Below are 19,976 nucleotides of genomic sequence, written 5' to 3' on the forward strand. Positions count from 1 at the left end.
GAGGCCGTCATGAAGACGATTCTGGCGGTGGCCGGCGGCGCACTGGCCCTCTTCCTCACCATCGCGATGTTCGGCGGCGCCGGCTGGACCCACCCGCCGATGGCGAACAAGCAGACCGGCTTCCGCGGGACGGGCATGGACCTGATCCGCAACCGCGCCGGCAACGAGGCGCTGGCCGCCGCGAACGTGGCCCCGACCCCGGCCGATCCGGCCGATGCGGGCGGCGACAAGGCCTCGGCCGTCTACCAGAACGTCCAGGTTCTGGGTGATCTCTCGGCCGAGCAGTTCAACCGGCTGATGGTGTCGATCACCGAGTGGGTGGCCCCGCAGCAGGGCTGCACCTACTGCCACAGCACCGAGAACATGGCGTCCGACGAGCTCTACCAGAAGCGCGTCGCCCGGCGGATGCTCCAGATGACCCAGTACATCAACTCGTCCTGGAAGGAGAACCACGTCCATCAGGCGGGCGTGACCTGCTACACCTGTCACCGCGGCAATCCGGTGCCGGCCAATATCTGGTTCGATCATCCGGTCCAGGGGGCGGGGCGCTTCATCCCGCGCAACAACAGCCAGAACCTCGCCTCCGCAGAAGTCGGCAACACCTCGCTGCCCTACGACGTCTATCAGGCCTTCTATCAGCACAAGGAAACGTCGGAGGACGCGGTCCGGGTCAACGCCACCACGGCGCTGCCGGAGACCAAGGGCAAGCCGATCCAGGACGCCGAGAAGACCTTCGCGATCATGATCAGCATGTCGCAGTCTCTCGGGGTCAACTGCACCTTCTGCCACAACACCCGATCGGTGGCGCAGTGGGACACCAGCACGCCCAACCGCGTCCATGCCTGGTACGGCATCCGGATGGTGCGTGACCTGAACCAGGATTACATGGAGCCGCTGAAATCGACGTTCCCGCGGAACCGGCTCGGGATCCTGGGCGACGTGCCGAAGATCAACTGCGCCACCTGTCACAACGGCGCCAACAAGCCGCTCAACGGCGCCAACGTGATCGAGCCCTATCCGGAGCTGTCGCATCCGACGATCGCCGTGAGCCTGCCGACCGGCGAGGCCAAGGACCCGATCCCCGGGACCGAGACCCCGACGCCGAAGCCCTGATCCGCCCCGGGGCGGCCGGACGACCGGCCGCCCCGCCCAAGCTACAGGGAACCTCCGTGGGGTAGAGGCGTCGATACCGGCGGCCAAGCTCGGCCCTCAGGAGGCGTCCGTGACCATCACCATCTCGAACCTCCAGCCGCTGATCGCGATCCTCGCCGGAATCCTGATCCTGGTGATGCCGCGGCTGCTCAACTACATCGTCGCGATCTACCTGATCGTCGTCGGCGTGATCGGGCTCGGAATCCTGCATTGACGGGCCGCGCCCGCGCCGCGACGGCGCGGACCTGACAGACCGCTCGAGCCGTCAGCCGCGCACGCACAGGGCCATCGCGCGTTCATCTTGCGTTGCGCTGCGGGATGGTCCAACCCCGCCCATCAGCTCGGCCGGCGCCGGGCACCAGATACGGACGGGATCGACATGGCGACCGGCAGCGCGAAGTGGGTCTATGCCTTCGGCGACGGCAAGGCGGAGGGCAAGTCGCAGATGCGCGACCTGCTCGGCGGCAAGGGCGCCAACCTCGCCGAGATGTCCAACCTGGGCCTGCCGGTCCCGCCGGGCTTCACGATCACCACCGAGGTCTGCACCTACTTCTACGATCACGGCAAATCCTATCCGCCGGAGCTCAAGGATCAGGTCGCGGAAGCGCTCGCCCAGGTGGGCAAGCTCACCGGCCGCAAGTTCGGCGACGCGACGAACCCGCTGCTCGTGTCGGTCCGCTCGGGTGCGCGCGCCTCGATGCCCGGCATGATGGATACGGTCCTCAATCTCGGCCTCAACGACGAGACCGTCCTGGCCCTCGCCAAGGAGGCCGACGACGAGCGCTTCGCCTACGATTCGTACCGCCGCTTCATCACGATGTACTCGAACGTGGTGCTCGGCGTTGAGCACCACGCCTTCGAGGAGGCGCTGGAGCAGTACAAGGAGGGCAAGGGCTTCGACCTCGACACCGAGCTCGGCGCCGGCGACTGGAAGACCCTCATCCAGACCTACAAGAAGATCGTGCGCGACGAGCACGGCTCGGACTTCCCGCAGGGCGCGGACGACCAGCTCTGGGGCGCGATCGGCGCCGTGTTCAATTCGTGGATGATCCCCCGCGCGAAGAAGTACCGGGAGCTGAACAACATCCCGGAGAGCTGGGGCACGGCCGTCAACGTGCAGGCCATGGTGTTCGGCAACATGGGCGACACGTCGGCCACCGGCGTCGCCTTCACCCGCAACCCCTCCACCGGCGAGAAGGCGCTCTACGGCGAGTTCCTGATCAACGCGCAGGGCGAGGACGTCGTGGCGGGCATCCGCACCCCGCAGAACATCACCGAGAAGGCGCGGGAAGAGGCGGAGAGCGACAAGCCTTCCATGGAGAAGGCCATGCCGGAGAGCTTCGCGGAGCTGACCCGGATCTACGGGATCCTGGAGTCGCACTACCGCGACATGCAGGACATGGAATTCACCATCGAGAAGGGGAAGCTCTGGATGCTCCAGACCCGCAACGGCAAGCGCACGGCCAAGGCCGCCCTGCGCATCGCCGTTGATCTGGCGGGCGAGGGGCTGATCTCGAAGGAGGAGGCGATCGGCCGCGTCGAGCCCGGCGCCCTCGACCAACTCCTGCACCCGACCATCGACCCGAAGGCCGACCGCAAGGTCATCGCCTCCGGCCTGCCGGCCTCGCCCGGCGCGGCGACCGGCGAGATCGTGTTCAATTCCGAGGACGCGGAGGCCCACCGCAAGGCCGAGCGCAAGTGCATCCTCGTCCGGATCGAGACCTCGCCCGAGGACATCCACGGGATGCACGCCGCCGAGGGCATCCTCACCACCCGCGGCGGCATGACCAGCCACGCGGCCGTGGTGGCCCGCGGCATGGGCAAGCCCTGCGTCTCCGGCGTCGGCTCGATCCGGATCGACTACAAGGCGCAGACCCTGACGGTCGGCGGCACGACGCTGAAGGCCGGCGACCGGATCACCATCGACGGCTCCACCGGCCAGGTGATCCAGGGCGAGGTGAAGATGCTGGAGCCCGAGCTGTCGGGCGACTTCGCCACCCTGATGGAGTGGGCCGACGCGATCCGCGGCATGAAGGTCCGCGCCAACGCCGACACGCCGACCGACGCCCGGACCGCGCGCAACTTCGGCGCCGAGGGCATCGGCCTCTGCCGCACCGAGCACATGTTCTTCGAGGGTGACCGCATCATCGCGGTCCGCGAGATGATCCTCGCCGACGACGCCGAGGGCCGGCGCGCGGCGCTGGCGAAGATCCTGCCCTACCAGCGGCAGGACTTCCTGGAGCTGTTCACGATCATGTCCGGCCTGCCGGTCACGATCCGCCTCCTCGACCCGCCGCTCCACGAGTTCCTGCCGCACACCGACGCCGAGGTCGCCGAGGTCGTTAAGGCGACGGGCGTCTCCGAGGAGAAGATCCGGCACCGGACGCGCGAGCTGTCCGAGCACAACCCGATGCTCGGCTTCCGGGGCTGCCGCCTCGCGATCGCCTTCCCGGAGATCGCCGAGATGCAGGCCCGCGCGATCTTCGAGGCCGCCGTCCAGGCGGCCGCCGATACCGGCAAGGCGGTGACGCCCGAAGTGATGGTGCCGCTGGTCTTCACCCGCGCCGAGTTCGACATCGTGAAGGCCCGCATCGACGCCATGGCGAAGGCCGTGGCCGAGGAGAAGGGCGCGACCCTCGACTATCAGGTCGGCACGATGATCGAGCTGCCGCGCGCGGCCCTCAAGGCCAATGAGATCGCCGAGACCGCGGAGTTCTTCTCCTTTGGCACCAACGACCTGACCCAGACGGCGCTCGGCATCTCCCGCGACGACGCGGCCACCTTCCTGGGCCCCTATACCCAGAAGGGCATCCTGCCGGCCGACCCGTTCATCACGATCGACCAGGAAGGCGTAGGCGAGCTGGTGCGCATCGGCGTCGAGCGCGGCCGCAAGACCCGGCCAGACATCAAGCTCGGCATCTGCGGCGAGCACGGCGGCGATCCCGCCTCGGTCGGCTTCTGCCAGGAGGTGGGACTCGACTACGTGTCCTGCTCGCCCTACCGGGTGCCGATTGCCCGGCTCGCGGCCGCACAGGCGGCGCTCGGCAAGGTCGCCGGCAAGGAAGGCTGAGACCAGTCCGGGGGACGCCGAGCACGTCCCCCTTTCGGCTATCAACCGTCCGTATGAGGATCAGTGGAAAAATTCGCCTTTCGGTCGAACTCGCCTCTTTTTGAGGCGTTCTTCGATTGAACGGGTACGCCCTACGTGCGCCTAATCGGCCCGCGTCGGGTTCAGCATCGCCCGTCAGAAGCGGCCGCCACCATGTCCCACAGCCCATCGCCGCTGTGCCTCGCTGAGACCGAAGCGGTCGCGGCTGTTCCGAGCGTCGCCGTCCGCGCCTATCTCGCTCTCGTCGCCGGTCTCGGCGGTGTCGTCACGGCCGTGATGCTGATGATGTCGGTCGCGGCCAACAGCGGCAGCGAGGCGGAGCGCATCTCGGCGACGCAGGAAGACAGCTACGCGACCACGCTGGTCGGCGCGCTGGCGGTCAACCTGTCCAAGCCTCTGCGCTGAGCGCGTATCCGGCGTCGACCGCCTCGGGTGGCCCGGCCCACTTCGCGGCTCCGATGCGGACGTCCTGACGACGACGGTCGAATCACCGCGCCCCCGACACGGCCCGTGCGGCCGAGCCGGTGAAACGGGTCGGCAGGTCGTCGCCGGGGCTGCGGGGACTGAATCGCGTGGTGACCCGGTCGGGCGCGGCGCCGACCACCGCGTCGGGCGCGGCACCGCGCAGGCGCGTGGCGGCCACGTGCACGGGCGTGGCGCGGCTCGCCGGGGCAGCGCCCGGACCGGCCGATACGGAGTCGAACAGGGCGCGCAGTTGCGCCTTGGCATCCGCGTCCGGAGCCACGAGGGAGCGGGCGCGAGCCGGAACCGCCGCCGCCGGCTTGTCGAGGGCGCGGATCTCGGCCGCCGGCGCGAAATTGGCCATCCCGCGCTCCAGCGCCGCGAACTGCACAGGGCGGGGCGGCGGCAGGGGCATGTTCAGGCTCGCCGCGACGGCGGCGATATCGGCGGGGCGCCGCGGCGGGAGCGGTGCCGTGACGGCGGTCACGGTATTGTCGACGGCGACCGGCTGACTGGCGGTCAGAAGCGCCTTGGCGTCGGCGGGCCTGATGTCGGAGGGCTTGGTCTCGGCACCTTTCGCCTGCGCCCGCTCGGTCAGCGAGCCGCGCAGGGCGTCGTCGGCCGCCGGCGCCGCGTAGGCGAGGGCCGCGCGCGCGCCCGCCGGATCCTGCGGATCGGCGCTCGCCACGGCGACGACGGGCGCGCGCCGCGATTTCCGCGCCGTCTCCACCGGGGCCGGCACCGGCGCGGGTTCCGGTGCCGACCGGCCGCCGCCGAACAGGCTGGCCAGGAAGCCGAACAGGCCGGGCCCGTCCTCCTCCTCGCCGCTGGCCATCTGCGTCGTGAGGCCCGCCACGGTGCCGCCGCGGGCCAGGATCTCGGCCTTGGCCTCCTCGTAGCGAGGGAAGGGGCGGTTGTCGCTCGGGAGCAGGACGGTCTTGCCGTCCGGGAACAGGCGGGCGAGCTGGTCGTGGGTCATGCGCGGCCACATCCGCACCGAGCCCACGTCGAGGTGCACGAACGGCGTTCCGGCATGGGGGTACCAGCCGACGCCGCCGCGCTGCATCCGGAGACCGACCTCCCGGATCCGGTCGATCGACACGTCCGGCAGGAAGAAGTCCATCGCCTTGCCCAGCATGTGCTGGCTGTACTCGGCCACCATCCTGGAGCGGCGGCGCAGCATCGCGTTGGTGCCCGGGGAGCGGTAGGCCGACACGACGTGGATCGGCTGCGTCGCGCCGACCTGGCGATAGGCCTCCCAGACCGTATCGAACAGCCGCGGGTCCATCTTGGTCGGCTCGTTGACCCGCCAGTCGCGCAGGAGCCAGTTCAGCTGCTCGAGGGCCGCGCGGTCGTAGCGACCATCGCGCTTGAACGTGATGGTCGCGCTCTCCTGCGTGTGGGTGTGGTAGATCGACAGGGAGCGGGTGTCGCCGTTGGCGACCGCGTCCTCGGTCTCGGCCGTCCCGGCGATCAGTCCGAGCGCGAGGCCGGACAGGGCGAGGGTGACGTAGCGAAGGGCGCGCGGGAGACTGGGCACGACGGTCCTGATCCTCTCCCGACAGCCTGACCCGACGCCTGTTGAACCGGGTTCGCGACCGAAACGGCTAAGGCTCGACCGTGGCGAAATCGTGCCCGGCTGTGCGGCCGCGCACCTGAAAGTTGCTGGTGGTGCGGGTGGGCTACCACCACCCGCGCGGCGCCGCCTGTTGCGGCGCGGGCGTCCAGAGGCCGGGCTCGCCGTATTCCGGCGCGCTGTCGGCACGGGCGGCGCGACGCTGGGCGCGGCGCGGCGTCTCCGCCTCCTCGTAGCGCCCGCCCGGCCACGCGTCGGCATCCGCGACCGGCCGCTCGGGCGCGCGGCGATGGACGGTCCGGGGCGCGGGCGGCTTCGGGGCGCGCTCGGCCTTGCGCCGCGGCGGCTCGTCCGAGAGCCTCGCGATCGCCGGCCCGCCGCCGCCGGGCAGCCCGAGGGCCGCGCGCATCGGCGCGTCGTAGCCGTAGAGATCCGGAAGGGTGCGGTAGGCGCCGCCGTCGTCCACGAAGGCGGTGAAGTAGGCGAGGTGGACCGGCAGCTTCTCCGGCAGCCGAATGGTGCGCTCGCCCTTGCCGATCAGCTTCTTCAGCCGATCCGCGGACCAGTTCGGCAGCACCGCGTCGGCGAGCCGGAACGGGTCGTCGACGCGAACGCAGCCGTGACTGAAATCGCGCTTCGCGGCGGAGAACAGCGAGCGGTTCGGCGTGTCGTGCAGGTAGACCGCGTGCTGGTTCGGGAACATGAACTTGATGAAGCCCAGCGCGTTGCGCTCCCCCGGGGGCTGGCGCAGCGAGATGTGCCCGCCGCGACGGACGACCTCGTAGCCGCCCCAGGTCTTGCCGCCGTAGCCGGCGAGCTTCGGCGCCATCGTCTTCAGGATCGACGGCGGGACGTACCAGGACGGGTTGACGACCGCGTACTCCATCATCCCGGAGAACAGCGGCGTGCGCGATTCCGGCTTGCCAACGATGACCCGCGCCTCGTCGCGCATCACACCGCCCCGGTAGGCGCGCAGACGATATTCCGGCACGTTGACGAGGATGTAATCCGGCCCCAGATCGCCCGGAAGCCAGCGCCACCGCTCCATGTTGACGATGAGTTCGGCCTCACCGCCCGTCGGACGCGCCGTGCGGCCGGCATCGGCGAGGGCGAGCACCGTCTGGACGTTCAGGACGCCGTTCCCAGGTAGGCCGCGGCCGCGCTGGAACTTGGCCACCGCGTCGGCGACCACGGAATCGTACTCCTCCGGCTCGCCGGGCCCCTTGTCCAGGGTCGCGGCGGGACGGCTCTCGAGGTTGAAATGTGCCCGCAGCAGCGGGACGCGGGCATCGCGCATGCCGACGCGCAGGGCCGGCCCGGCCGGGAGTCGCAGCGGCTTCACCGCGGTCGGCACAGGTCCCCGCAGGGTGGCGAGCCGCGCCTTCAGCGCGAGATAGCCCGGAGTCGCCGGGTTGTAGGCCTGCAGTGCCTCACCGGCCTTCGCGCCGGCCTCGTCGAGCTTCGCCAAGACGTCGTTGCCGGCCGGCAGATCGAGGTGCGGGGTGATCAGCCGCGAGATCGAGGCCAGGTTGATCCGGCCGCCGCGGGCGTCCCGGGCGTAGAGAACCGCCGCCGCGGACAGGCGCAGATCGGCGTCGGCGACCGCCTTCTCGTCCGGTTTGTCGGCGAGCGCCGGGACCGTGTAGGCGCGGGGGTCGAGCCCGTCCTCGGCGGCGGCCGCCAGCCGCGCCGAGACCGCCTTCGCGGCGTCGGTCCAGGCCCCGCCGGAGATCCAGAGCGGCTTGAAGCTGCGGGCCTCGTAGAAGCTCCGGATCGCGTCGCGGTCCTTGCCGGTGAGGCGGAGCAGCAGGGGCGCGGCATCCGCGAACCGGGCGAAGATTGCGGCGCCGAGCGGGTCCGTCGGGGCGACCGGGGCCGCCGCGGCGGGAGCCGGGGCCGGCTCGGCCGCCGGCGCCTCAGGCTTGTAGTCGGGAAGGGCGGTCGCGGCGGGCGCCGACGGATCCGCCGGCGCGGGCGCCGTCGGCCCCGGCGCGGCAGCGGGCGGGGTCGCGGGGACATCGGCGGCCGGCTGGTCCAGCGCGGCCGTCGCGGCGCGGAGGGAGCCGGCCGGTGCCAGCGTGCCGCCGAGAAGGGCGGCCAGCGCGATGAGGCTGGAGCGCGGGACGCGCATCGTGATCTCCCGGGGCGCGGCGGCAGGACCGCACGCTCAGATTGTGATTATCCGCGCAAGCGTGGCTTTGAGCAACCGCAGTTATCGCGAATAGAGGCTCGGTCCTGCAGATGAATGTGTCATTTCTAATGCTGCTCAGCTTACGATCCGCTCAATCATCTGCCGGCGCGACGCAGCAGGGCCGAGAATTTCAGCGACCGTGGCCGAAACGAATGCGCACGGTGCGCTAGCGCACGCCGCGCTCGATCAGGCCGCGTCCTCGGTTTTATCGTCCTCCTCCAGCCCCAGATCCTTGAGCTTGCGGTAGAGGGTGGAGCGTCCGATGCCGAGGCGGCGCGAGACCTCGGACATCCGCTGCCGGTAGAACTGGAGCGCGAAGCGGATAATCTCCGCCTCCAGGACGTCCATCGGTTTCATCTCGCCGGTCTCCTCGGCGACGAGCGACATGGCGTGCGGGTCGCGGACCTCGACGCGGACGATCTCCCGCACCGGTTCGGGGGCGTAGGCCGGCATCTGCGGCTGGACCGGCGCTGCCGGGATCCGCACGTCGAAGCCCTCGACCTGCGCGGCGATCTGGGGGAATTCGGAGACCGTCAGCTCGTCGCCGTCCGCCAGCACGACGGCGCGGAACAGGGCGTTCTCCAGCTGCCGGACGTTGCCCGGCCAGGGATAGCGCGTGAGCAGGGCCATGGCCTCCGGGCTGATCGCCCGAACGCGCTTGCCTTCCTCGGCCGAGAACCGCGCGCAGAACGAGCGGATGAGGTCCGGGATGTCCTCGCGGCGCGCCCGCAGGGGCGGCAGCGTCATCGGGAAGACGTTCAGGCGGTAGTAGAGATCCTCGCGGAACTTACCCTGCTTCACGAGGTCGAGCAGCGACCGGTTCGTCGCCGAGACGAGCCGGATGTCCACCCGCACCGAGCGCTTGCCGCCGACGGGATCGACCTCGCCCTCCTGGAGGGCCCGGAGCAGCTTCACCTGCGCGTCGAGGGGCAACTCGCCGATCTCGTCCAGGAACAGGGTCCCGCCCGAGGCCTCGACAAACTTGCCGGCGTGCTTCTCGGTGGCGCCGGTGAACGCCCCCTTCTCGTGGCCGAACAGGGTGGATTCCACCAAGTTCTCCGGGATCGCCCCGCAATTGACGGTCACGAACGGCTTGCCGCGCCGGTCGCCGGACCCCTGGATCGCCCGGGCCAGGACCTCCTTGCCGACGCCGGACTCGCCCTCGATCAGAACGGGGATGTTCGACTTCGCCGCCCGCTCTGCGAGGCGGATCACCCGCTCCATGTCGGGGCTCTTCGAGGTGAGATCCTTGAAGGTGAGCGCCCCGGAGGCGCGGCGGCGCATGCGGCGCACCTCCTCCTCGAGCGTGTCGACCCGCAGGGCATTCTTGATCGAAACCTGGAGCCGCTCCGCGCCCGCCGGTTTGACCACGAAATCCACGGCGCCGGCCCGCATGGCGCTGACCACCGTGTCGATGGAGCCGTTGGAGGTCTGGACGATGACCGGCGTGGCGAGGCCGCTCTTGCGCATCTCGGCCAGGACACCGAGCCCGTCGAGCCCCGGCATCACGAGGTCGAGGAGCACGACATCCGCACCCTCGGATCGCAGCAGGGTCAGCGCGTCCGCACCGGTCTCGGCGATCCGCGCCTCGAAGCCGAAACGGCGCACGGCCGCCTCGGCCAGGCGCCGCTGGACCGGATCGTCATCCACGATGAGCACGGTGGCGGACATGGCGGCTCCCTGAACGGCGCGCGAAGGCCGGACACGCGACGCGGGCTCGACCCGGTCGCGGCCTTCCGATTCGGCGACTGTTTCGTTTCGAGCCGTAGGGTGACCGACAGTCGTAAAGTGCCGCTTAACGACGTTTGCGCCGCGTCGTCACCGATCGCGCGCCGGTCCGACTGTCCCTCCGCGTTGAACGCGTGGCGGCGCGCTCGATATCAGGGTACGGGGCCGGGGCCCTTGGAGAGGATTGCACACCATGATGCCGAGCCACACCGCCTCGCCGGTGACTGTCCGCCTGCCGGAGGGCGTGAGTGCTGCGCGCGCCGCTGCGAAGGCTGCCGACCTCGGCCATCTTCCGGAATGGGACCTCACGGATCTCTATTCCGGCCTTGATGATCCGAACTTCTCCGGCGACATGACCCGCGCTGAGGAGGAGTGCCGCCGCTTCTCCGAGACCTACGCCGGCCGGATCGCGGAGCTCGCCGCAGGCCCGGACGCGTCCGCGCGGCTGGCCGAGGCGGTGCGCGCCTACGAGGGCATCGAGGACCTGCTGGGCAAGCTCATGTCCTTCGCGGGTCTCGTCTATTCCGGCGACACCACCGACGAGGCGCGCGCCAAGTTCTACGGCGACACCCGCGAGCGGCTGACCAGCGCCTCGGCGGATCTCCTCTTCTTCGCCCTGGAGCTGAACCGCGTCGACGATACGGCCATGAACGCCGCGATGGCCGAAGGGCCGCTCGCCCACTACGCCCCGTGGATCGAGGACCTGCGGCGGGAGAAGCCGCACCAGCTCGACGATCGCACCGAGAAGCTGTTCCTCGAGAAGTCGGTCACGTCGAACGCCGCCTGGGACCGGCTGTTCAACGAAACGATCGCCGCGCTGCGCTTCACCGTGCAGGGCGAGGAGATGCCGCTGGAGCCGACGCTCAACAAGCTTCAGGATCCGGACGGCGCGGTCCGCAAGGAGGCGGCCGGCGCGATCAGCGCGGTCCTGCGCGGTCAGCTGCGGGTGTTCACGCTCATCACCAACACGCTGGCGAAGGACAAGGAGATCAGCGACCGCTGGCGCGGGTTCAAGGACGTCGCAGACGCGCGCCACCTGTCGAACCGGGTCGAGCCCGAGGTGGTGGAAGCCCTCGTCGACGCCGTGCGGGCGGCCTATCCCCGCCTGTCCCACCGCTACTACACGCTCAAGGCGAAGTGGTTCGGGCAGGAGGCGCTGCCCTACTGGGACCGCAACGCGCCGCTGCCCCGCGTCGAGCAGCGCACGATCCCGTGGACGGAGGCCCGCGACACGGTGCTGTCCGCCTACGACGCCTTCTCGCCGAAGATGGCGGGGATCGCGCGGCGCTTCTTCGACGAGCGCTGGATCGACGCACCGACCCGTCCCGGCAAGGCGCCGGGCGCCTTCGCGCATCCGACCGTGCCCTCCGTCCACCCCTATGTGCTGGTCAACTACCAGGGCAAGCCGCGGGACGTGATGACGCTGGCGCACGAGTTGGGCCACGGCGTCCACCAGGTGCTCGCCGGGCCGAACGGCGCCCTCATGGCGCCGACGCCCCTGACGCTGGCCGAGACGGCGAGCGTCTTCGGCGAGATGCTGACCTTCCGTCGGCTCCTCGCCGCGACCACGGACACGACCCAGCGCCGGGCCATGCTCGCCGCCAAGGTCGAGGACATGATCAACACGGTGGTGCGCCAGATCGCCTTCTACTCGTTCGAGCGGAAGGTCCATCTCGCCCGCGCCAAGGGCGAGCTGACCACTGATCAGATCAACGCGCTGTGGCTGTCCGTCCAGGCAGAATCGCTCGGTCCGGCCATCACGCTGGATTCCGGCTACGAGCCGTTCTGGGCCTACATCCCGCACTTCATCCACTCGCCGTTCTACGTCTACGCGTACGCATTCGGCGACTGCCTGGTGAACTCGCTCTACGGCGTCTACGCCCGGGCGGAGGACGGCTTCGTGGACCGCTACTTCGCGTTGCTCGCGGCCGGGGGCTCGAAGCCATACGGCGAGCTGCTCGCGCCCTTCGGCCTCGACGCCAAGGACCCGGGCTTCTGGCAGATCGGGCTCGGCATGATCGAGAGCATGATCGTCGAGCTCGAGAGCATGGAAGGACAGGCCTGAGCCGAGCGCCGCGGACCCCGTCGCCCCCCGCGGCGCAGGGACCCACGCCCCTGGTTCGCGGCCGGGGGCGGCTTATCTGCGCATCATCGTCAGACAAGCAGATCGAGTGATGGCCGAGACCGACCGCGAAGCCAACCGCTTCTCCGCCCGCGCCGGGCGCTACGCCAGCGTGGGCGCCAACGTCGGCGGCGTCGCCGCCCGGATGGCGGTGGCACGTCTGTTCGGAAAGGAGGGCACCACCAACGCCGCCGCCCTGGCGCAGGCGCTGGGCGGCCTGAAGGGCCCGATCATGAAGGTGGCCCAGCTGCTGGCCACCGTTCCGGACCTGCTCCCGCCCGAATACGCGACCGAGCTGCAGAAGCTTCAGGCGGACGCCCCGCCGATGGGCGCGGCCTTCGTCCGGCGCCGGATGCAGTCGGAGCTCGGCGCCGGCTGGCAGGAGCGCTTCGGCAGCTTCGACCTCAAACCCGCGGCGGCGGCCTCGCTGGGCCAAGTCCATCGCGCGACCACCAAGGACGGCGAACGGCTCGCCTGCAAGCTCCAGTACCCGGACATGCAGTCGGCCGTGGAGGCCGACCTGAAGCAGCTGGAGGTCGCGTTCGCGCTTCACCGCCGGATGAACACGTGGCTCGACACGCGCGAGATCGCGAAGGAGATCGGCGCCCGGGTGCGCGAGGAGCTCGACTACGAGCGCGAGGCCAAGCACGCGGCGCTCTACGGGGCCGTGCTGAAGGACATCGCGGCGGTGCGCGTGCCGCGCGTCTTTCCGGAGCTCTCGACGAAGCGTCTGCTCACGCTCGGCTGGCTCGACGGTGACAAGATCCTGGGCTTCGCCGACGAGCCGGTCGAGGTGCGCAACCGGATCGCCCAGGCGATGTTCAAGGCGTGGTGGCACCCGTTCAGCCGGGCAGCGGTGATCCACGGCGACCCGCATCTGGGCAATTACACCGTGTTCTCGGACGCCGGCGAGGCCGCGGGAATTAACCTGCTGGACTACGGCTGCGTCCGGATCTTCCATCCGCGCTTCGTCGGCGGCGTCGTGGATCTCTACCGCGGCCTGTTGGAGAACGACGATGCCCGCATCGTCCACGCCTACGAGGTCTGGGGATTCAAGGATCTCGACAAGGAGAAGATAGAGATCCTGAACATCTGGGCCCGCTTCATCTACGGGCCGCTGCTCGAAGACCGTACCCGCACCGTCGCCGACGGCGTGAAGCCGGGGGAGTACGGTCGCCGACAGGCCTTCCAGGTCCATCAGGCCCTGAAGGAGCGCGGGCCCGTGACTGTCCCGCAGGAATTCGTCTTCATGGATCGCGCGGCCGTAGGGCTGGGCGCCGTGTTCCTCCACCTCAGATCTGAGCTCAACTACCACCGGTTGTTCGAGGCCGAGATCGAGCATTTCTCGCTGGACGAACTCACGAAACGCCAGGGCCGGGCACTCACCGAAGCCGGTCTGCCGAAACCGGCCTGATTCGACGCGAAGATCCACCGGGAGAGCGATCAACTTGCGTGCGTCCGATTGCGGCAGGTAAACGCTTGAGCTACATCCGACCGCGACCGCAAGAAGTCGCGTCTTAGGGAAACGAGCGCACGATGGCCGAGAGTGACACGGTGGCCGGGCACACCTACAGCCCGGCGATGGACGCGACGACGCACGAGCAGACCTATCGCGGATTTGTCCGGTTCGTCGAAATCGCCACTGGCGTCGTCATCTGCTGGGTGCTGGCCCTCGCCATCGGCGGGATCCGCGAGGCGTGGCTTCTGGCCATCGTGGGCGTGATCGCCTCCGGAGCCGCGGGCGCGGTGGGCGCCCTCGCGCCGGCCGTGGGGTGGAAGGCCCCGCTGGTCGTCGGCATTCTCCTCGTCCTCTACCTGTTCTTCGCCTGAGTGGGCCGTGGGCGGCGGCGTCGAGCGTCGCCGCGGATGACGAACCCGCTCGCGTTCGCCGAGCGGGACGCTGACACATTGTTGGCAATTAAATTGGGCGCAAGTTACATTCCGGCCGCATCCATCGCGGTATCGTAGATCCGCCTCTCGAAAAGCTGCGCCGGTTCGCGCATTCGAAAGGCCGAGCTTTTCCAGGGGAACCCTCGCATGCGCATTGCTGTGCTGTCCGAGACGGACTCCGCGGAGCCGCGCGTCGCCGCGGTTCCTGAGACCGTCAAGAAGTTCAAGACTCTCGGTGCCGACGTGGTGGTGCAGTCCGGAGCCGGTCAGAAGGCCGGAATCCTGGACTCCGAGTACGAGGCCGCCGGCGCCAGCATCGCTGGGAGCGCCGCCGATGCTGCCGGGGACGCCGACCTCGTGCTCAAGGTCCGGCGCCCGAGTGCTGAGGAGCTGCCGCAGCTGAAGCGCGGTGCCACCGTGATCGCGATCATGGACCCCTACGGCAACGAGGGCGCCCTCAAGGCGATGGCCGAGGCCGGGATCGACGGCTTCGCCATGGAGCTGATGCCCCGCATCACCCGCGCGCAGGTGATGGACGTCCTGTCCTCGCAGGCGAATCTCGCCGGCTACCGCGCGGTCGTCGATGGCGCCGCCGAGTACGGGCGGGCCATGCCGATGATGATGACCGCCGCCGGCACCGTGCCGGCCGCCCGCGTCTTCGTCATGGGCGTCGGCGTGGCCGGCCTCCAGGCCATCGCGACAGCCCGCCGGCTCGGCGCGGTCGTCACCGCCACCGACGTCCGGCCCGCCACCAAGGAGCAGGTCGAATCGCTCGGCGCCAAATTCGTCGCCGTCGAGGACGACGAATTCAAGCAGGCCGAGACGGCCGGCGGTTACGCCAAGGAGATGTCGGCCGAGTACCAGAAGAAGCAGGCGGAGCTGGTCAAGGGCCACATCGCCAAGCAGGACATCGTCATCACCACCGCGCTGATCCCGGGCCGGCCGGCGCCGAAGCTGGTCTCAGAGGAGATGGTGGCGTCGATGAAGCCGGGTTCGGTCCTCGTCGATCTCGCGGTGGAGCGCGGTGGCAACGTCGCCGGCGCCAAGGCCGGTGAGGTCGTCACGAACGATCGCGGCGTGAAGATCGTCGGCCATGTCAACGTGCCGGGGCGGCTCGCCGCCACCTCGTCGAGCCTCTACGCGCGCAACCTCTACGCCTTCGTCGAGACCCTGATCGACAAGGAGTCGAAAGCGCTGGCCATCAACTGGGACGACGAGCTGGTGAAGGCCACGAACCTCACCCGAGACGGCTCGGTCGTCCACGCATCCTTCCAGCCCAAGATCGATGGCGCAGCCTCGGAAGCCGCCTCCGTGGGGCTGGCCAAGTCGGAGGCCAGCAAGGCGTCCGGTGCGGCCACCCCGGCGGGCGCGCAGTGAAGCCTGGCCGAGAGGAGTAGCAGAATGGCAAACGTCATCGTCCCTCCCGATCAGGCGGCCGATCAGGCTCGCGTGCTGGCCGACGCCGCGCGCGCGGCGGCCGCGGTGGCGCGCAACGCCGCCGACCAGGCGCAGGTCATCGCCGACGGCATGGGCCACGGGCTCAGCGCCGCCACCGGCGGCGCGGTCGATCCGACCGTGTTCCGGCTCGCGATCTTCGTGCTGGCGATCTTCGTCGGCTACTACGTGGTCTGGTCGGTGACCCCGGCCCTGCACACCCCGCTCATGTCGGTGACCAACGCGATCTCGTCGGTGATCATCGTCGGCGCGATCCTGGCGGTCGGCGTTCCGCTGATCGAGAAGGGCACGGGCCTCGCCCGGTTCTTCGGCTTCATCGGCATCGTGCTCGCCAGCGTGAACATCTTCGGCGGCTTCCTCGTCACGCAGCGCATGCTCGGCATGTACAAGAAGAAGGGCTGAGCCGGTGTCAGAGAACGTCTCCTCCCTTCTCTATATCGTCGCCGGCGTCCTGTTCATCATGGCGCTGCGGGGGCTCTCGCACCCCACGACCTCCCGGCAGGGCAACCTGTACGGCATGGTCGGCATGGGGCTCGCCATCCTGACCACGCTGGTCGGCCACCCGCCGGCGGGTGCCGGCGCCTGGATCCTCGTCCTGCTGGGCTTAGGGCTCGGCGGCGGCGCCGGCGCGGTGATCGCCAAGCGCGTGCCGATGACCGCGATGCCGCAGCTCGTGGCGGCCTTCCACTCGCTGGTCGGCCTCGCAGCCGTCTTCGTGGCCGCGGGCGCCCTCTACGCACCGCAGGCATTCGGCATCATCGAGAACGGGCACTTCCACAAGCAGTCGCTGTTCGAGATGGGGCTCGGCGTGGCCATCGGCGCCATCACCTTCACCGGCTCGGTGATCGCCTTCGCCAAGCTCGACGGGCGCATGTCCGGCAAGCCGATCATGCTGCCTCAGCGCCACCTCATCAACGCGCTGCTGGCCGCCGGCCTCGTGCTGCTGATCGCCCTGTTCATCGGTACCGAGTCGAAGGCGATCTTCTGGCTGATCGTCATCGCCTCGCTGGTGCTCGGCGGCTTGATCATCATCCCGATCGGCGGCGCCGACATGCCGGTGGTCGTGTCGATGCTCAACTCGTACTCGGGCTGGGCGGCGGCCGGCATCGGCTTCACCCTGGGCAACCTCGCGCTGATCATCACCGGCTCGCTGGTCGGCTCCTCGGGCGCGATCCTGTCCTACATCATGTGCCACGCGATGAACCGGTCGTTCATCTCGGTGATCCTCGGCGGCTTCGGTGGCGACACCGCCGCGGCCGGCACCGGCCAGGTCGAGACCCGGCCCGTGAAGCAGGGTTCGGCCGACGACGCGGCCTACATCATGAAGAACGCCGAGCGGGTCATCATCGTCCCGGGCTACGGCATGGCGGTCGCCCAGGCGCAGCACTCCCTGCGCGAGATGGCCGACATGCTGAAGAAGGAGGGCGTCGACGTGAAGTACGCCATCCACCCGGTGGCGGGCCGCATGCCGGGCCACATGAACGTGCTGCTCGCCGAGGCCAACGTGCCCTACGACGAGGTCTTCGAACTGGAGGACATCAACGGCGAGTTCCCGCAGGCGGACGTCGCCTTCGTGATCGGCGCCAACGACGTCACCAACCCGGCCGCCAAGACCGACAAGGCCTCGCCGATCTACGGCATGCCGATCCTCGACGTGGAGAAGGCCAAGACCGTGCTGTTCATCAAGCGCGGCATGGGCTCCGGCTACGCGGGTGTCGAGAACGAGGTGTTCTTCCGCGACAACACCATGATGCTGTTCGGCGACGCCAAGAAGGTCGTGGACAGCGTGCTGAAGTCGCTCTGAGACTCAGGTCTCCGGCAGCGTCGAGGGGCGGGCAGCGATGCCCGCCCTTTCTCGTTGTGGCGATCGGGTTCACCGTCGCTGTTGCGGCGGGGCGCAAGATTCCTCGCGCCGGCCGGTGTAGGGTGGCGCCCGTGTCGTCCGCTCCGCTCCTCGCCGAATTGCCGCCCTTCCTGGGTGTGGCCGCCTCCGTGACCGGCCGGCGCTGGCAGGAGCGCTGCGGCGGCGCGGCCGTCCAGAATCACATCGCTAAGATGGTCCAGGCCCACGGCCTGCCGGAACTGCTGGCCCGGGTGCTCGCGGGACGCGGGATCGTACCGGAGGCGGCGCCCCGCCACCTCGCGCCGCGCCTGCGGGACCTGATGCCGGATCCGGACACTCTGCTCGACATGGAGGCGGCCGTCCGCCGACTCGTTCGGGCGGTGAAGCGCGGGGAGACCGTGGCGGTTTTCGGCGATTACGACGTCGACGGCGCCGCGAGCGCGGCCCTGCTCGCCGGATACCTCCGCGAGCTGGGTTTGCGCGCGCCGATCCACATTCCCGACCGGATCACCGAGGGCTACGGACCCAACATCGCGGCGATCACCGCGCTCGCGGCCGAGGGCGCGACGCTCCTCGTCTGCGTCGATTGCGGGACGAGCGGCCACGCGCCCCTGGAGGAGGCCGAGAAATCCGGCCTGGACGTCATCGTCCTCGACCACCACGCGGCCTCCGAGGTGCTCCCGCCGGCCCGCGCCGTGGTCAACCCGAATCGCCTCGACGACCTCTCGGGCCTCGGCCATCTCTGCGCCGCCGGCATCGTGTTCCTGACCCTGGTCGCGCTGAACCGCGCCCTGCGGCAGGACGGCTTCTTCGGCGGCCATCGTCCCGAACCGCAGCTCACCGACGCCCTCGATCTCGTCGCCCTGGCGACCGTTGCCGACGTCGTGCCCCTCACGGGCCTCAACCGGGCCTTCGTGACCCAGGGCCTCACGGTGATGCGCCATCGCGGCCGCACCGGGCTCGCAGCGCTGCTGGACGCCGCCTCGCTCGGCGAGCCGCCGGAAGCCTGGCACCTCGGCTTCGTCCTCGGGCCGCGCATCAATGCCGGGGGCCGCATCGGCGATTCGGCACTGGGCGCCCGCCTGCTGACCACGGCGGACCCGAGCGAGGCGGCCCGGATCGCCGCCGACCTCGATCGGCTGAACCGCGAGCGCCAGGCGATCGAGGCGCAGGCCGTCCAGGAGGCCGAGGCCGAGATGGACCGGGCGCTGACGCTGGATCCGGCCCGCACCGTGCTGGTGACCGCCAGCGCCGAGTGGCACCCCGGCATCGTCGGCCTCATCGCCTCGCGGTTGAAGGAGCGCTTCAACCGCCCGGCCTTCGCGTTCGCGATCCGCCCGGACGGCACCGCCACGGGCTCTGGGCGCTCGATCCCGGGCGCGGATCTCGGGCTCGCGGTCCGCGCCTGCGTCGAGGCCCGGCTCGCCAGCAAGGGCGGCGGCCACGCCATGGCGGCCGGCGTCACCGTGCGGGCCGACGACATCCCGCGCTTCGAGGCGCACCTGGCGATGCTGCTCGGGGCGAGCGTCGCGGTGGCCCGCGCGGCCGACGCCCTGCTGATCGACGGCGGCCTCAGCGCCGGCGGCGCCACCGCGGAGACGGTCCGGCTGCTGCAGCAGGCCGGCCCGTTCGGCCAGGGCGCGCCCGAGCCGCTCTTCGCGCTGGGCCGGCATCGCCTCGTCGATGCCGGCGTGGTCGGCTCGAACCATGTCAGGGCGCGACTGCGCAGCCGCGACGGTCAGGTGGTCGGGGCGATCTGCTTCCGCGCGGCCGAACGGCCGCTCGGCCTCGCCCTCCTGAACGGGATCGGCCGGGAGATGCACGTGGCCGGGACCCTGTCCTGCGACCGCTGGCGCGGCGCCGAGCGGGCCCAGCTCCGGATCGTCGATCTCGCGCCGTCCGAACCCTGAGACGCCCCGGCGTCAGGTCCCGGCCATCACGAGCGCCCAGAAGCGCTTGTACCGCGTCGTGGGTGCATCGACCCGGGCGATCCCGATCCTGCGGATCTGCGGGAGCAGCATGTTCTTGTTGTGCTCGGGGCTCGCCTTCCAGCGGGCGAGCACCTGTTCCAGGGTCTCGGAGCCGGCGCTGAGATTCTCGGCCGCCCAGGATCTCGCGAGACCGGCCGACGCCATGCGCGAGGTGAAGCTGCCGCCGACGTCGTGGCTGAGCTGGCCGCGCCGGGCGTTGTTACCGGCCTGGAAGGCGGCCGCCTTCACGAGAGCCGGGTCGACCACGACCGGGCTCAGGCCGTGCTGGACCCGGTAGGCCGAGATCGCCGCGGCGGCCGCGACCTCGTCGAGCACGGCGGTGTGCGTCGCGTTCTCGACAGAGGACTCGGGCAGGACCGAGAGACCGCCGCACCCGGCGAGGGCCAGCAGGAAGGCGGCGGCGATGGCGCGACTGAGTTTGGGCACGGTCCGAACGGCGTTGCGTGAGACGGGATCG

The 19,976-nt window shown here is 70.1% G+C and carries 15 protein-coding genes; 11 read left to right on the forward strand and 4 right to left on the reverse strand.

Features of this window, described 5'->3' with window-relative positions; all coding sequences use genetic code 11:
* The first annotated feature begins 9 nt into the window (after positions 1-9).
* The 4 genes from pufC (at position 10) to ACLBYG_RS09815 (ending at position 4,666) form a co-directional block, all read left to right on the forward strand.
* Positions 10-1,113, forward strand: coding sequence for a photosynthetic reaction center cytochrome PufC (gene pufC, locus ACLBYG_RS09800; protein ID WP_447681351.1), 1,104 nt, complete (start codon positions 10-12; stop codon positions 1,111-1,113).
* Positions 1,114-1,222: 109 nt separating this feature from the next.
* Positions 1,223-1,366, forward strand: coding sequence for a DUF3096 domain-containing protein (locus tag ACLBYG_RS09805; RefSeq protein ID WP_012319762.1), 144 nt, complete (start codon positions 1,223-1,225; stop codon positions 1,364-1,366).
* Between the two features lie 165 nt (positions 1,367-1,531).
* Positions 1,532-4,222: a pyruvate, phosphate dikinase gene (gene ppdK / locus ACLBYG_RS09810; protein WP_447681352.1), complete on the forward strand. Its 2,691-nt coding sequence runs from the start codon at positions 1,532-1,534 to the stop codon at positions 4,220-4,222.
* Positions 4,223-4,414: 192 nt separating this feature from the next.
* Positions 4,415-4,666, forward strand: coding sequence for a hypothetical protein (locus tag ACLBYG_RS09815; protein ID WP_020091998.1), 252 nt, complete (start codon positions 4,415-4,417; stop codon positions 4,664-4,666).
* Positions 4,667-4,748: 82 nt separating this feature from the next.
* On the opposite strand, the gene ACLBYG_RS09820 is transcribed toward ACLBYG_RS09815, so the two are convergent.
* The 3 genes from ACLBYG_RS09820 to ACLBYG_RS09830 all read right to left on the reverse strand — a co-directional run bounded on the left by ACLBYG_RS09820 (position 4,749) and on the right by ACLBYG_RS09830 (position 10,161).
* Positions 4,749-6,263 carry a DUF882 domain-containing protein gene (locus tag ACLBYG_RS09820; RefSeq protein ID WP_447681353.1) on the reverse strand — a complete coding sequence of 505 codons (1,515 nt, stop codon included), beginning with the start codon at positions 6,261-6,263 and terminating at the stop codon, positions 4,749-4,751.
* A 142-nt stretch (positions 6,264-6,405) separates the two neighbouring features.
* Entirely contained in the window at positions 6,406-8,430 is a 2,025-nt protein-coding gene (locus ACLBYG_RS09825) for a L,D-transpeptidase family protein (protein WP_447681354.1), read from the reverse strand.
* Between the two features lie 246 nt (positions 8,431-8,676).
* Positions 8,677-10,161, reverse strand: coding sequence for a sigma-54-dependent transcriptional regulator (locus ACLBYG_RS09830; RefSeq protein ID WP_447681355.1), 1,485 nt, complete (start codon positions 10,159-10,161; stop codon positions 8,677-8,679).
* Between the two features lie 250 nt (positions 10,162-10,411).
* On the opposite strand from ACLBYG_RS09830, the gene ACLBYG_RS09835 reads away from it, so the two are divergent.
* The 7 genes from ACLBYG_RS09835 to recJ all read left to right on the forward strand — a co-directional run bounded on the left by ACLBYG_RS09835 (position 10,412) and on the right by recJ (position 19,438).
* On the forward strand, positions 10,412-12,283 hold the full coding sequence (locus tag ACLBYG_RS09835; protein ID WP_091676909.1) for a M3 family oligoendopeptidase: 1,872 nt from the start codon (positions 10,412-10,414) through the stop codon (positions 12,281-12,283).
* A 109-nt stretch (positions 12,284-12,392) separates the two neighbouring features.
* Positions 12,393-13,754 (forward strand): ABC1 kinase family protein, encoded by a 1,362-nt coding sequence (locus ACLBYG_RS09840; protein WP_020092003.1) that lies wholly within the window; start codon positions 12,393-12,395, stop codon positions 13,752-13,754.
* Positions 13,755-13,876: 122 nt separating this feature from the next.
* Entirely contained in the window at positions 13,877-14,170 is a 294-nt protein-coding gene (locus tag ACLBYG_RS09845; protein ID WP_020092004.1) for an aa3-type cytochrome c oxidase subunit IV, read from the forward strand.
* A 207-nt stretch (positions 14,171-14,377) separates the two neighbouring features.
* Positions 14,378-15,607 carry a Re/Si-specific NAD(P)(+) transhydrogenase subunit alpha gene (locus tag ACLBYG_RS09850; protein ID WP_447681356.1) on the forward strand — a complete coding sequence of 410 codons (1,230 nt, stop codon included), beginning with the start codon at positions 14,378-14,380 and terminating at the stop codon, positions 15,605-15,607.
* A gap of 24 nt (positions 15,608-15,631) precedes the next feature.
* Entirely contained in the window at positions 15,632-16,087 is a 456-nt protein-coding gene (locus ACLBYG_RS09855) for a proton-translocating transhydrogenase family protein (protein ID WP_020092006.1), read from the forward strand.
* 4 nt (positions 16,088-16,091) lie between these two features.
* Positions 16,092-17,489 carry an NAD(P)(+) transhydrogenase (Re/Si-specific) subunit beta gene (locus tag ACLBYG_RS09860; protein WP_020092007.1) on the forward strand — a complete coding sequence of 466 codons (1,398 nt, stop codon included), beginning with the start codon at positions 16,092-16,094 and terminating at the stop codon, positions 17,487-17,489.
* Between the two features lie 131 nt (positions 17,490-17,620).
* Entirely contained in the window at positions 17,621-19,438 is a 1,818-nt protein-coding gene (gene recJ / locus ACLBYG_RS09865) for a single-stranded-DNA-specific exonuclease RecJ (RefSeq protein ID WP_082557928.1), read from the forward strand.
* A 12-nt stretch (positions 19,439-19,450) separates the two neighbouring features.
* Here recJ and ACLBYG_RS09870 read toward each other — a convergent pair whose 3' ends face one another.
* Positions 19,451-19,945, reverse strand: coding sequence for a CAP domain-containing protein (locus ACLBYG_RS09870; protein ID WP_447681357.1), 495 nt, complete (start codon positions 19,943-19,945; stop codon positions 19,451-19,453).
* Between the last annotated feature and the right edge of the window lie 31 nt (positions 19,946-19,976).

Source organism: Methylobacterium sp. D53M (assembly GCF_053345625.1).

Bases quoted from the DNA above. Each gene is read 5' to 3' on its own strand.
- pufC (WP_447681351.1), top strand. From the start codon at position 10: ATGAAGACGATTCTGGCGGTGGCCGGCGGCGCACTGGCCCTCTTCCTC.
- ppdK (WP_447681352.1), top strand. From the start codon at position 1,532: ATGGCGACCGGCAGCGCGAAGTGGGTCTATGCCTTCGGCGACGGCAAG.
- ACLBYG_RS09815 (WP_020091998.1), top strand. From the start codon at position 4,415: ATGTCCCACAGCCCATCGCCGCTGTGCCTCGCTGAGACCGAAGCGGTC.
- ACLBYG_RS09825 (WP_447681354.1), bottom strand. From the start codon at position 8,430: ATGCGCGTCCCGCGCTCCAGCCTCATCGCGCTGGCCGCCCTTCTCGGC.
- ACLBYG_RS09830 (WP_447681355.1), bottom strand. From the start codon at position 10,161: ATGTCCGCCACCGTGCTCATCGTGGATGACGATCCGGTCCAGCGGCGC.
- ACLBYG_RS09835 (WP_091676909.1), top strand. From the start codon at position 10,412: ATGATGCCGAGCCACACCGCCTCGCCGGTGACTGTCCGCCTGCCGGAG.
- ACLBYG_RS09840 (WP_020092003.1), top strand. From the start codon at position 12,393: ATGGCCGAGACCGACCGCGAAGCCAACCGCTTCTCCGCCCGCGCCGGG.
- ACLBYG_RS09845 (WP_020092004.1), top strand. From the start codon at position 13,877: ATGGCCGAGAGTGACACGGTGGCCGGGCACACCTACAGCCCGGCGATG.
- ACLBYG_RS09850 (WP_447681356.1), top strand. From the start codon at position 14,378: ATGCGCATTGCTGTGCTGTCCGAGACGGACTCCGCGGAGCCGCGCGTC.
- ACLBYG_RS09855 (WP_020092006.1), top strand. From the start codon at position 15,632: ATGGCAAACGTCATCGTCCCTCCCGATCAGGCGGCCGATCAGGCTCGC.